This window comes from Pseudomonas sp. LjRoot277 (genome assembly GCF_964253845.1).
Lineage (GTDB): Bacteria > Pseudomonadota > Gammaproteobacteria > Pseudomonadales > Pseudomonadaceae > Aquipseudomonas.
This window is the reverse complement of sequence record NZ_CAXURI020000001.1, coordinates 950514-963551: the sequence shown is the minus strand read 5'-3', so window position 1 is coordinate 963551 and position 13038 is coordinate 950514. Positions and strand designations below refer to the sequence as shown.

The 13038-nt window shown below is 60.8% G+C and carries 11 protein-coding genes; 6 read left to right on the top strand and 5 right to left on the bottom strand.

The window, feature by feature from the left end; all coding sequences use genetic code 11:
• The first annotated feature begins 13 nt into the window (after positions 1-13).
• Complete coding sequence (locus ACSQ87_RS04560; RefSeq protein WP_223432395.1) at positions 14-919, top strand: cation diffusion facilitator family transporter; 906 nt, start codon at positions 14-16, stop codon at positions 917-919.
• On the opposite strand, the gene ACSQ87_RS04555 is transcribed toward ACSQ87_RS04560, so the two are convergent.
• Positions 904-1929, bottom strand: coding sequence for a DUF6515 family protein (locus tag ACSQ87_RS04555; protein ID WP_436273436.1), 1026 nt, complete (start codon positions 1927-1929; stop codon positions 904-906). The two genes, ACSQ87_RS04560 and ACSQ87_RS04555, sit on opposite strands and share 16 nt — an antisense overlap.
• Before the next feature lie 435 nt (positions 1930-2364).
• Between ACSQ87_RS04555 and ACSQ87_RS04550 the strand changes: the two genes are divergently transcribed.
• Positions 2365-2844: an Lrp/AsnC family transcriptional regulator gene (locus ACSQ87_RS04550; protein WP_007937367.1), complete on the top strand. Its 480-nt coding sequence runs from the start codon at positions 2365-2367 to the stop codon at positions 2842-2844.
• Positions 2845-3052: 208 nt separating this feature from the next.
• Positions 3053-3262: a DUF2788 domain-containing protein gene (locus ACSQ87_RS04545; protein ID WP_007937369.1), complete on the top strand. Its 210-nt coding sequence runs from the start codon at positions 3053-3055 to the stop codon at positions 3260-3262.
• On the opposite strand, the gene ACSQ87_RS04540 is transcribed toward ACSQ87_RS04545, so the two are convergent.
• From ACSQ87_RS04540 to ACSQ87_RS04525, 4 genes are all read right to left on the bottom strand, one after another.
• Complete coding sequence (locus ACSQ87_RS04540; protein WP_095130726.1) at positions 3257-3898, bottom strand: pseudouridine synthase; 642 nt, start codon at positions 3896-3898, stop codon at positions 3257-3259. The two genes, ACSQ87_RS04545 and ACSQ87_RS04540, sit on opposite strands and share 6 nt — an antisense overlap.
• A 72-nt stretch (positions 3899-3970) precedes the next feature.
• Complete coding sequence (amn, locus tag ACSQ87_RS04535) at positions 3971-5470, bottom strand: AMP nucleosidase (protein ID WP_191623608.1); 1500 nt, start codon at positions 5468-5470, stop codon at positions 3971-3973.
• A 189-nt stretch (positions 5471-5659) separates the two neighbouring features.
• The gene (locus ACSQ87_RS04530) at positions 5660-7306 is read right to left on the bottom strand and encodes an acyl-CoA dehydrogenase family protein (RefSeq protein ID WP_436273435.1); all 1647 of its coding nucleotides are present in this window, start codon (positions 7304-7306) and stop codon (positions 5660-5662) included.
• A gap of 74 nt (positions 7307-7380) precedes the next feature.
• Positions 7381-9765 carry a 7TM diverse intracellular signaling domain-containing protein gene (locus ACSQ87_RS04525; RefSeq protein ID WP_436273434.1) on the bottom strand — a complete coding sequence of 795 codons (2385 nt, stop codon included), beginning with the start codon at positions 9763-9765 and terminating at the stop codon, positions 7381-7383.
• Between the two features lie 426 nt (positions 9766-10191).
• On the opposite strand from ACSQ87_RS04525, the gene ACSQ87_RS04520 reads away from it, so the two are divergent.
• Genes ACSQ87_RS04520 through hemL form a run of 3 tightly spaced genes read left to right on the top strand, consistent with a single transcriptional unit; the run spans position 10192 to position 12961 of the window.
• Entirely contained in the window at positions 10192-10989 is a 798-nt protein-coding gene (locus ACSQ87_RS04520; protein WP_033054181.1) for a hydroxymethylpyrimidine/phosphomethylpyrimidine kinase, read from the top strand.
• 32 nt (positions 10990-11021) lie between these two features.
• Complete coding sequence (thiE, locus tag ACSQ87_RS04515; RefSeq protein ID WP_056744592.1) at positions 11022-11645, top strand: thiamine phosphate synthase; 624 nt, start codon at positions 11022-11024, stop codon at positions 11643-11645.
• Positions 11646-11677: 32 nt separating this feature from the next.
• Positions 11678-12961 carry a glutamate-1-semialdehyde 2,1-aminomutase gene (hemL, locus tag ACSQ87_RS04510; RefSeq protein ID WP_150658258.1) on the top strand — a complete coding sequence of 428 codons (1284 nt, stop codon included), beginning with the start codon at positions 11678-11680 and terminating at the stop codon, positions 12959-12961.
• The last annotated feature ends 77 nt before the right edge of the window (positions 12962-13038 follow it).

Genomic DNA, 13038 nt, shown 5'->3' with positions numbered 1-13038 from the left:
AATAGCCGCACTTATGATTTCCAGCTCCGAACACGCCCGCCTGCTGCGGCTGGCGACCCGTGCCTCGGTGGCGGTGGCGTGCACGCTGATCGTCGCCAAAGCCATCGCCTGGTGGTTGAGCGGTTCGGTGAGCATGCTTGCCGGGTTGACCGACTCGACCCTCGACGGCGTCACCTCGCTGCTCAACCTGCTCGCAGTGCATTACGCCTTGCGCCCGGCCGACGATGATCACCGTTACGGGCACGGCAAGGCCGAATCGCTGGCGGGCATGGCTCAGGCGTTGTTCATTGGCGGCAGTGCGGTGCTGATTGCCTTGCAGGCGATTGATCGACTGAAACACCCGGAACCGGTGGGGGCGCCATGGATCAGTATCGGGGTGATTGTGTTTTCCCTGGTGCTGACCCTGGCCCTGCTGATGTTGCAACATCGGGTCGTCAAGGCGACCGGTTCCAACGCGGTGCGCGCCGACTCCCTGCATTACCGCTCGGACATGCTGCTCAACGGCAGCATTCTGGTGGCGCTGGTGCTCGCCGGGTTTGGCTGGCATCAGGTCGACCCTTGGTTCGGATTGGGGATCGCCGCCTACATTCTCTGGAGCGCGATTCATATCGCCCGGGAAAGCTTTACGGTGCTGATGGATGAAGAACTACCGTCGGACGTCAGCCAGCACATGCTCGAACTGGCCTGCAGCGTACCGGGAGTATTGGGGGCGCATGACCTGCGTACGCGGGTTTCCGGCAACCAGTGGTTCGTGCAGTTGCACCTGGAATTGCCGGGGGATTTGACCCTGTCAGTCGCTCATGGCATCAGCGATCAAGCCGCCGATGCCATTCATGCCGCCTACCCGCGAGCCGAAGTGCTGGTGCACGCCGATCCGCAGGAAGTGGTACTGGCAGGCAGGGCTCAGAAAGAAACCTGATAACCGCGACTGCTCAGGCAGTTGCCCTGGGCCTGTCGGTAGACTTGTACCACCGACGGGTCCGGCTGGTAGGTGGCCGTTCGCGGATCGAAGCCGCTCTGCTGCACCGCGTATTGATAGCACTCGTAACCGTCCTGATTGACCTGCTCCGGCGACTGACCGTCGGCCGGATACGCCACCACGTCATAACCATTGCTGACCGGTTGCGGCTGCGGTTGCACGGGCGGTTCGACCACGACGTAATCCTGAGTGCTTTCCTGATAGGCGTAGTAAGAGCCGGCCGCCAGGAACAACAGCGCACCGCCGATCCACACTTCACGCGCGTAATCGGGCAAGTAGCTGACGCGAATCCCGCGTGGCGGCTGCACCACCACATAACGCGGGCCTTGTGGGCGATACCAGTAGCCGCCGGAGTAGAAGTAATCCTGACCGCGATACGGCACACGGTAATCACGGTCCGGGAAGCGATCGATCACATGACCGGGACGGTACTGCGGGCCGGGGCCCCAGCCATTGCCATGCCCATCCGGGCGACCGGCCCAGCGATGGTCATCGGGACGCGGACCGTTGTTCTGCCAATGCTGGTTGTTATCGTTGCGCCGCGGAACGTCCTGATAGTAACCACGCTGCGGCTGCTGGGTCTGACGCACGGTATCGGGCCGGCCCTGAATCGGCAGGTCGTTGGCTGGTAACTGCGGAGGTGGCGGCGGCGGCGAGCGAACCGGATTGTTGTAATCGTGCTGCGGCCGGGGCTGGTTCTGCCACTGGCCGTCGTTCTGATTCTGGCCGTTGTGCTCGAACTGGCGACTGTTGTCGCCACGAATGATTTCGTTATTCTGCGCACGCGGCTGGTTGTTTCCGCCATGGCCCTGATTGTTTCCCTGATGCCCGTCCGACCCGCGTTGCCCGTCATCGGGGCCACGGTTTTGCGGCTCATCGGCCAGCGATTGCGCAGTGACACTGATACACAGCAAACCAACACCGGCCAAACGCCAGATGCGCGACTTCATGCTTTTCCTCACTGCGGGTTAGGGCCTGTACGTAAGACTGGGAAAGCACCGGCCGGTTCTGCAACAGGTTATCAGTCGCGAAACTTATTTATTGAACGCCGTCGTCAAATTCCGGGCAAAAGAAAAGGGAGACCCGTCGGCCTCCCTTTGAGAACTTCGTCCGTGCTCGACGCTTATGACGTCGGCTCACCTCACGCCGTCTTCTGGACAGTGTGTAGCTCGGGGGCCGGCACATCCCCGGTGGGGGTGGCGACCGCAGCTGGCCTGATTCGGCGAGCGGCTGTGGACTGTTTGTCCGAGCAGTGATTCTGGTGATAAGAATAGGCTCGCGGCGCCGGCAGAGGATTGCGAAGATTGCTCAAATAAACATCACTTGCGCAATTTTTAACCCTGGATAGATAATCCACCGCAATAGTTATGACAAAGGCCTGATTGATGAGCAAACTCGACCGATACGACCTGAGCATTTTGGCGGAATTGCAGCGTGACGCGCGCATCTCCAACCAGGAGCTGGCCGAACGCATCGGCCTGTCCCCCTCTCCATGCTCGCGGCGGGTCAAGCAGCTGGAGGACGACGGCTATATCTCCCGCCAGGTGGCCCTGCTGGACCGCAAGATGCTCGGCCTGAGCCTGACAGCTTACGTGTTGATCGGCATGGACCGGCATACGCCAGAGCGGTTCGAGAACTTCGAAGCGGCGATTCGTACGTTGCCGCAGGTGCTGGAATGCAGTTTGGTGACGGGGATGGATGCGGACTATCAGCTCAAGGTCGTCGTGCCGGACATGGATCATTATCAGAAATTGCTGCTGGGACACCTCACCCGGATTGAAGGGGTGACGAGCGTGCGGTCGAGTTTTGTGTTGAATCAGGTGCTCAATAGTACTGAACTGCCCCTCACTCACTTGCGCAGCTGATTGTGGCGAGGGGATTTATCCCCGTTGGGTTGCGAAGCTACCCTAAAAGTCTTGGCCAGTGCTACGCACTGGAACGGGGATAAATCCCCTCGCCACAGTGTGTCTTCAGACAAATGACTGCGACACGCTGCCGCAGGTCAATACTTCGCCAATCGCCCATGACGTATACTCCAGCGCCTTTTAGCCCCGCCCGCGCTGGAGATGCCTGATGGATCCTGCAGTATTCGAAGAGTGGATGATGACCGGACTGGTCAGCATTCTGATCATTTTCATGGGTTTCATCGTCTGGGATCTGGCGAAGAAGTCCAAGGCCGGACGCTTTGGCTCGTTCATCCTGTTCTTCGTACTCGGCCTGGGCGTGGCCGCGTTCGTGATCAAAAGTGTGGTCATCGGCCTGATCGAATCCGGCACGTTATAAACGCGCCGGCACTTCCTTCCACTGGCCCTGATCGAGCCCTTCTATCGACCAGTCGCCGATCTTGACCCGCACCAGACGCAATGTCGGCAAGCCGACCGCTGCGGTCATGCGCCGTACCTGACGGTTACGCCCTTCGCGAATCACCAGCTCCAGCCAACTGGTCGGCACACTTTTGCGAAAGCGCACCGGCGGGTTGCGTGGCCACAGTTCTGGCTCTTCAAGCTGTCGCGCTTCAGCCGGTAGCGTCATGCCATCGTTCAGCTCCACGCCATCGCGTAAACGCTGCAATTGCTCGGCACTCGGCTCGCCTTCCACCTGCACCCAATAGGTCTTGGCCAGTTTGTGTTTCGGGTCGGCGATCCGCGCCTGAAGCTGACCGTCGTTAGTCAGCAGCAGCAAACCTTCGCTGTCGCGATCCAGCCGTCCTGCCGGGTAAATCCCGGGAATCTCGATGTAATCCTTGAGCGTCGCCCGCCCTTCGCCGTCGCTGAATTGCGTCAGCACATCAAAAGGCTTGTTGAACAGAATCAGCTTCGGCTCGGCCGGCGGCGCTTTGGCGACACGGCGCGGGGCTGAGGACGATGGCGCAGGCTTCACGCCAGGGCGGCGGGAAACGGGACGTTGAGGACGAGACATGGGAAAAGGAACATCTAACGGTCAGGGCTGCTAATGCTAGTGCCCTGACCGCCAAATGACCACGACAAACCGTTAGCGGAACGGCGGCTCGTCGAAGCTGCGCAGTTTGCGCGAGTGCAGCGAGTTGAGTTCGGTGCGCAACAGATCCACCGCCTCGATACCGATCTTCAAGTGCTGGCTGACCGCGCGCTCATAGAAGGCGTTGGCCGAACCCGGCAGTTTGATTTCGCTGTGCAACGGTTTATCCGAAACACAGAGCAACGTGCCGTACGGAACCCGCAGGCGATAACCTTGTGCTGCGATGGTGCCGCTTTCCATGTCCACCGCCACGGCGCGAGACAGGTTGATCAGCGGACGTTCCTGAGCCCAGCGCAATTCCCAGTTACGGTCGTCGTAGGTCAGTACGGTGCCGGTGCGCAGGCGTTTTTTCAGCTCGTCGCCCTTCTCACCGGTGATATTGGCCGCTGCTTGCTGCAACGCCATCTGCACTTCAGCCAGGGCCGGAATAGGAATATTCGGCGGCACGACCCGATCGAGAATCCCGTCGCGGCGCATGTAAGCGTGCGCCAGTACGTAATCGCCAATCGTCTGCGACTGACGCAAGCCGCCACAGTGGCCGATCATCAGCCAGCAATGCGGACGCAGTACCGCCAAATGGTCAGTGATGTTCTTGGCGTTGGACGGGCCGACGCCGATGTTCACCAGGGTCACGCCGTGGCCGTCGCTGGCGATCAGGTGATAGGCCGGCATCTGATAGCGGTGCCAAACCACACCGGCGGCAATCGCCGAGGCTTCGCCGTGGTCCATGCTCTTTTCGATGATTACGTTACCGGGCAGAACCATGCGCACGAAGCGTGGATCGTTGCGCAACTGTTCCAGGCCATGGACGATGAATTGGTCAACGTAGCGGTGGTAGTTGGTCAGCAGAATCCATGGCTGCACATGACGCCAGTCGCTGCCGGTGTAATGCACCAGACGGCGCAGGGAGAAATCCACCCGCGCGGCGTCGAACAGGGCCAGCGGCAGCGGGTCGGTGTTTTCCCAATCGTACAAACCGTCGGCGATGCCATCGGTCGCGGCAGACAAATCCGTACTCGGGAACACCCGCGCCAGCACCGCAGCGGTGACGCCGGAGCCGGCCAGTTCTTCGCCCTGCTCAACCACGTACGGATAAGGAATATTTTGCTGGCTGATGCCGACCTCCACCGTCACGGTGAAGTCGTGCATCAACGGCACCAGCTGTTCCAGCAGGTATTTACGGAAGGCGGCGGGATGAGTGACGGTGACGCTGTAAGTCCCCGGCAGTTGAACCTTGGCGTAGGCCCGAGTGGTCTGTGGGACTTCGCCCTGGCAATGGTAGGTCAGACGCAGTTCGGGATAACGAAACATCGCACGCTGTTCGGCGTCCGGTTCGACTCGATCCTTGAGGTAACGCTTGAGCGCCTGGTTCAGCGCGGTGGTTGCACGATTGTGCAAGAGCGCAAGCCGGTCCACGGCTTGCTCGGCGGTTTGAACGACAATAAAAGCTTCGGTCACGATCAGCATCCTGTGTTCTGACTTGCAGGCCTTCATCTTGCCTGCATCGTCGCTTCACGGGAACAGTGGAGTGTTGATTCACAGATGCTATGCACACCATCAATCCAATGTGGGAGCGGCGGTGCGACGATTCGACTTGCTCGCGAATGCGGCGGTACATTCAAAATTGATGTGACTGACAGACCGCTTTCGCGAGCAAGCCCGCTCCCACAGGGCCGGTGTTGTTCACACAAGCGGAGTCGACCGGGCGACAATCGCTTCCACATCCAACCCACGTGGCAACGCGCCATACACCCGACCGGCCGAACCCAGGCGGCTGGCGATGAAGGCATCACTGACGGCGGCGTTGCCCGCCTCCAGCAACAGCTTGGCCTGAAGACCCAAGGCAATGTCTTCCGTGAGCTGACGGGCCCGGTATTGAATGTCGCTGGTGTCCTTGAAGGCCGCCTTCAATTGGCTGATGTGCGCGGCCAGGCGTTGGTCGCCATGACCGTCTCCCAACTCGCAGAACAACACATCGAGCACACCCGGCTCCTTCGACAACGCTCGCAGCACGTCAAGGCATTGCACGTTGCCAGACCCTTCCCACGTCGAATTGACCGGTGCCTCACGGTACAACCGCGGCAGGATGCTGTCTTCGACATAACCGGCGCCGCCCATGCATTCGGCGGCTTCGTTGATCATTCCGGGCGCGCGTTTGCAGATCCAGTACTTGCCCACCGCCGTGACCAGCCGGGCGAATTTGGCTTCATGGTCGTCATCCAGATGATCCAGCGCCTGGCCCATGCGCAGGCTCAAGGCCAGGGCGGCTTCGCTTTCCAGGGCCAGGTCGGCCAGTACGTTCTGCATCAAGGGTTGTTCGCTGAGCAACTTGCCACCGACCTTGCGGTGAGCGCAGTGATGGCTGGCCTGGGTCAGGGCCTGGCGCATCAGCGAACTGGAACCGACCATGCAATCGAAGCGGGTCATGGCGACCATTTCGATGATGGTCGGAACGCCGCGTCCCTCCTCGCCGACCATCCACGCCAGCGCACCACGGAACTCCACTTCGCTGGAAGCGTTGGAGCAATTGCCGAGTTTGTTCTTCAGGCGCTGAATGTAGAACTGATTGCGTGTGTCGTCCGGGCGATGGCGCGGCAGCAGGAAACAGGTCAAACCCTTGTCAGTCTGGGCCAGGGTCAGGAAGGCATCGCACATCGGTGCCGAACAGAACCATTTGTGGCCCACCAGCTCATACGCCTGGCCCGGACCACTGGCGCCGACCGGAAAAGCCTTGGTGGTGTTGGCCCGCACGTCGGTGCCGCCCTGTTTCTCGGTCATCGCCATTCCGATGGTGACCCCGGCCTTGTGGGCCATGCCGACGTTGCGCGGGTCGTATTCCGTAGAGAGGATTTTCGGCAGCCACTGCTCGGCCAGATCCGGTTGCAGACGCATCGCTGGAACGCTGGCGAAGGTCATGGTCAGCGGGCAACCACTGCCCGCTTCGGCCTGGCTGTGCAGGTAAGTCATGGAGGCGCGGGCGACATGAGCACCGGACTGCGGATGCGCCCAGGGCAACGAAGTCAAACCGTGCTCGACCGCGGTGCGCATCAACTCGTGATACGCCGGGTGAAACTCCACCAGGTCGATGCGATGGCCGTAACGGTCATGGCTGCTGAAAACCGGCTTGTTCTGATTGGCCAGGAACCCCGCTTCCATCAGCGGCCCGCCGGCCAATGCGCCGTAAGCGTCGATCCGCGACTCGGCCCACCCGGCCCCGAAACGCCGCGACCACTCTTGCAACGGCAGGTCGATGCGATACAGGTTGGCGCCGTCCAGCGACGGCGGCTGATTGGTGACTTCGTGGGTTTCGGCGAACTGATGCAGGTTCATGACGGGGCTCCTTTGGTCAGCCAAGGAACTTCAGTTAAGCACCGCCCCTTGACCGAACAAAGTGTCATATCTGCCTAACTGTCGGCGCTTTCGCCTTGCCTTGGACACAGCACCCGGCGATAGAGCGCTGCCTGCAGGTCCTCGAATTTCACCGGTTTGCTCAGGTAATCAATCAAGGCACCGGTCGGGCAGCGTTCCCGATCAATGCTCAAGGCAATCACGAATACCGGCAGTTCGGCGCAGCCCGGCAACGCGCGGATCTGGCAACAGAGGGACACGCCACCCAGAGATGGAAGCTGGCAATCGAGCAATACCGCATCGAAGGTTTCGCGCTGCAAGTGATCGAGCGCGCCAGTCCCGTTGTCGGCGGTGCACACCCGGAAGCCCAGCTTGAGCAACATGCCGCGCATCACCAACTGATTGATGCTGTTGTCATCGACCAGCAATACCGTGCAGTCCTGAGGCAGTCGCAGGCGAGGAAATTCCCGGGTCATCAGGGGCACTGACGGCCGCTCCACCACGGGCAGTTCGAACTCGACGTCGAGCTGGAAGCGGCTGCCACGACCAAGCTCGGAGCGGTGGGTCAGTTTTCCACCGAGCAGTTCGACCAATTGCCGACAGATCGCCAGGCCGACGCCCAGACCGCCGTATTCACGGGTCATCGAGCCATCGAGCTGGAAGAACCGCTGATACAGGGTCGCCTCCCCCAGATCGGTGAAGCCGATGCCGGTGTCGATCACCGCAAAGGACAGGGCCAGTCGGTCGGGCGCCACGGGTTTACCCGTCACCCGCAGCGCCAATCCGCCGACCCGAGTGAACTTGATCGCGTTATCCAACAGGCATTCCAGGCATTGCGCCAACTTGGCGCTGTCGCCGTGCAAGCGATCCGGCAGCCCCGGTGCGACCTCGACTTTGAAGTCCAGCGACTTGCTCAACGCGTTGCCCTCGAACTGCAGGCGCAAAGCCTCGACCACACCGCGCAAACTGAAAACGGCCGGATAGGTCTTGAGCTTGCCGGCCTGCAACTCAGTCAGGGTGAGGATGCCGTTGACCATGCGCATCATGTCTCGCGCGGAACCGGCGGCCGTTTGCTGATATTGCTCCAGCTCCGGGTCCATCTCGACGGTCTGCATCAGCTCCAGCGAGCCGATCACACCGTTCATGGGCGTGCGCAGTTCGTGGGTCAGGGTGGCGAGGAATTCGTCCTTGAGCTTGTTACTGCGAGCCAGTTGCTGGTTCAGCACTTCAAGCGTTTGACCGGCATCGAACAGGGTCTGTGCCTGTTGCTCGCGCATGGCGTTAATGCGATCGGCCAGCGCCAGGGACAGCAGCGCCACTTCAATCGCCGAGCCGATCTGGCTGGAATACATGGTCAGGAACACGTTTGGCAGGTAACCCAGCACCATCAGGGTGTTGACGATGCCGCCGAGTAAAAACGCCGACCAGGCAATGATGAAATAACGCGCCACTCGCAGGCCACGCAGCCAGGCGAAAATCCCTGCGGCGAAAATCACTACGGTGAAGGTCAGTGCCAGCGTCGTCGCCAGGCGCAGGGCCAGGGCGTAACTGGTCATCAACGACAACCCGACCACCACCGCGCTAAACGCAATCAACGCCAGTAGTAAGCGGTCGAGCCAAAGACTGTAGGTCGCCGTCTGCAAGAAACTGCGGGCGAACTGGCTGCCGAACAGTCCTGAACAACCGATGAAAAACGGCGTCGCGGCGTTGGCCCACCAGGGATTGTTCGGCCAGAAATACTCCACGGCCGCGCCGTTCACTGACAGCTGATACAAGCCGAACGAGGCGATATAGAAGATGTAATAGAGGTAGCTGGTATCGCGCACGCTGAGATAGATGAACAGGTTGTACACCAGCATCCCCAGCAATACGCCGTAAATCAGCCCCAGCACATACAGTCGAACCGGCTGCTCTTCCAGGTAGGCAGTGCTCGACCAGAGGGTGACTGGCGCCTGGATCGACCCTTCACTCTGCAGGCGCAGGTACAGGGTTTGCGCTTTATCAGGGGTGAAGTTCAGATCGAACAGGTAGTTGTTCTGGCGGATCTCGCGACTGTCGAACGGCAAGGCATCACCGGTCTGACGTGCCAGTTGATAGCCACCGGCCGCATCAGGCGAGTACAGATCAAGGTGATCGAGGGGCGGATAGGCCAGTTCCAGTAACCAGGTGCGTTGCACTGCCGGGTTGGCCGGGCGGTAATGCAGGTCGATTTTCAGCCAGAACACTGAACGCGAGTAACCGGCGTTGAGGGTGGCTTTGTCGTGGGGCTTGAAGTTTCCGGCCGCGGCTTGCGCACGGACATCGGCGATGGTCGCCTGACCGCCCGCGTCTTCGAACACTTGCAGGGTTCGGCCCAGGGGAAGGCTTTGAGTGAATTCGTCGAATTCGACTGCACTCGCCAAGAGGGGCAAGCACAACAGCAACATCAGCAAATAGCGCATTTAAGCCCCAGCGTGGCCTGTCCGGTTATCTCAGGAAGCCCCTCATTCCTTTTGAGTAGACGTAAAACCGGCATTACCTGTTATTGGTTTGGATCCACTCTAGCATAGCCGTTGGTGGCCATTGAACACCATTGAAACTTTTCCTACAAAGGCTCTAGCACGGGCGTTCCAGCTCAATGCATTGGGCTAGAGCTGTTTCGCCGGTCAGTTTGTGACAATGGCCTATTCCCTGTAGCAGCTGCCGAAGGCTGCGTTCGGCTGCGTAGCAGTCGTCAAACCAGCATCCACGATTCACCTGAAACACCGTAGTGCCAGATTTTACGACTGCTGCGCAGCCGAACGCAGGCTTCGCCAGCTGCTACATGGCCGCGTCTTGACTCGCTGGGGGCACCCGGAAAAAGATGTTTGGTGGTAAGCTCGCGCACCATGAATATCTACAGCTCTCGCCCCGTTGTCCTCTGTCTCTCCGGCCACGACCCAAGTGGTGGCGCCGGCTTGCAGGCAGATATCGAAGCCCTGCTCGCTCAGGGTTGTCATGCGGCCCCGGCCGTCACTGCCCTGACCGTGCAAGACACGGTCAACGTCACTGACTTCCGCGTCCTCGACCGTGAGTGGGTGTTGGCCCAAGCCAATGCCGTGCTCAACGACTCCGAAGTCGCGGCCGTGAAACTGGGCATGCTCGGTTCCCTGGAAATGGTCGACACCGTGGTCGAACTGTTGTCGGCGCACCCGCATTTGCCGGTGGTCTGCGACCCGGTGCTGCGCGCCGGTGGCGGCGGACGCCTGGGCAAGGACGAAGTCGGCTACGCCATGCGCGAGCGCCTGCTGCCTCTGTCGATCATCGCCACCCCTAACCTTCCCGAAGCCCGCATCCTCGCCGAACTGCCCGAAGGCACCGCGGACGAGTGCGCTGAAAAACTCCTGCCATTCGTCAAACACCTGCTGATCACCGGCGGGCATGGCGATGAACACGAAATCCACAATCGCCTGTACAGCCGCGACGGTCACCGCGAAACCTTCACCTGCCAGCGCTTGCCCGGCAGTTATCACGGTTCCGGTTGCACGCTGGCCAGTGCCCTGGCCGGTCGTCTGGCCCTCGGTGAAAATCTCGCCAGTGCCGTGCAGACCGCGCTTAACTACACGTGGCGCACCCTGCGTGATGCGGAGCAGTTGGGCAAAGGCCAGTTCGTGCCGCGCCGCCTGCCGCTGGATTTCTGTTCGTAACTGTCCATGCGTAAAGCAAAAAGGATTGCCCGATGAAGCTACGTGGCCTGTACGCCATTACCGATAGCCAACTGCTGGCAGGTAAATTTCTTTCGTACGTGGAGGCGGCGCTGGAAGGCGGCGTCACCCTGCTGCAATACCGCGACAAGAGCAGCGACGAGGCCCGCCGCCTGCGCGAGGCCGAAGCCTTGCGCGATCTGTGCGAACGCTACAAGACCCAGTTGATCATCAACGACGATGCCGAACTGGCTGCGCGCCTGAACGTCGGCGTGCACCTCGGCCAGACCGACGGCCCGCTGATGCCGGTTCGGGCACTGCTCGGTCGCCAGGCGATCATCGGTTCGACCTGCCACGCGCAACTCGAACTCGCCGAGCAAGCAGCGAAGGAAGGCGCCAGTTACGTCGCCTTCGGTCGTTTCTTCAACTCCAACACCAAACCCGGTGCACCGACCTGCAGCCTCGAACTGCTCGACCAGGCCCGCAGCAAACTGCACCTGCCGATCTGCGCGATTGGCGGCATCACCCTGGAAAACGCCGCGCCACTGGTGGCCCACGGGGTCGATCTGCTGGCGGTAGTCCATGGCCTGTTTGGCGCCGAGAGCACGGCTGAAGTGACACGCCGCGCCCGCGCATTCAACGCCCTGCTTTCTATTTAAGTAGCTTAAAAATCTGATTTGAGAGCCCGATCATGTCTCGTTCCGAAACGCTGTTTGCCAATGCCCAGAAACACATTCCCGGTGGCGTGAACTCGCCTGTTCGCGCATTCAAAAGCGTTGGCGGCACGCCGTTGTTCTTCAAACACGCCGAAGGCGCCTACGTCACCGACGAAGACAACAAGCGTTATGTGGATTACGTCGGTTCCTGGGGGCCGATGATTCTCGGCCACAGCCACCCCGACGTGCTGGACGCCGTGCGCAAACAGCTTGAGCACGGACTGTCCTACGGCGCGCCGACCGAGATGGAAACCCAGATGGCTGATCTGGTCTGCTCGATCGTGCCGTCGATGGAAATGGTGCGCATGGTCAGCTCCGGCACCGAAGCGACCATGAGTGCTATCCGTCTGGCCCGTGGTTTCACCGGCCGCGACAGCATCATCAAGTTCGAAGGCTGCTACCACGGTCACTCCGACAGCCTGCTGGTCAAGGCCGGTTCCGGCGCCCTGACCCAAGGCGTGCCGAGTTCGGCCGGTGTACCGGCGGCCTTCGCCAAACACACCCTGACCCTGCCGTTCAACGACATCGACGCCGTCGAAACCATGCTCGCCGAAGTCGGCCAGGACGTGGCGTGCATCATCGTCGAGCCAGTGGCCGGCAACATGAACTGCGTACCGCCGGCGCCAGGTTTCCTCGAAGGCCTGCGTACCCTGTGCGACAAGCATGGCGTGGTATTGATTTTCGACGAAGTGATGACCGGTTTCCGTGTCGCCCTCGGCGGTGCACAAGCCCATTACGGCGTGACGCCAGACCTGACCACCTTCGGCAAAATCATCGGTGGCGGCATGCCGGTTGGCTGCTTCGGCGGCAAGCGCGAAATCATGTCGCACATCGCGCCACTGGGCCCGGTCTATCAGGCGGGCACCTTGTCGGGTAACCCGTTGGCCATGGCTGCCGGCCTGACGACCCTGCGTCTGATCAGCCGTCCCGGCTTCCACGCAGAGTTGACGGCCTACACCAGTCGCCTGCTCGATGGCCTGCAACAGCGCGCCGATGCGGCGGGTATTCCGTTCGTGACCACACAGGCCGGCGGCATGTTCGGTCTGTACTTCAGCGGCGCCGACGACATCGTGACCTTCGACGACGTGATGGCCAGCGACGCCGCCCTGTTCGGGCGCTTCTTCCACCTGATGCTCGAAGGCGGCGTGTACCTGGCGCCGAGCGCCTTCGAAGCCGGCTTCACCTCGATCGCCCACGGCGAAACCGAGCTGAAACTGACGCTGGATGCCGCCGAACGTGCATTTGCTGCATTGAAATAACGCCGTGCCGCTGACGTTGGCGATTGCCAGCGTCAGCTTTCACCTGCATTCCCGCCCTCATTCCTACGCTTCTGCTG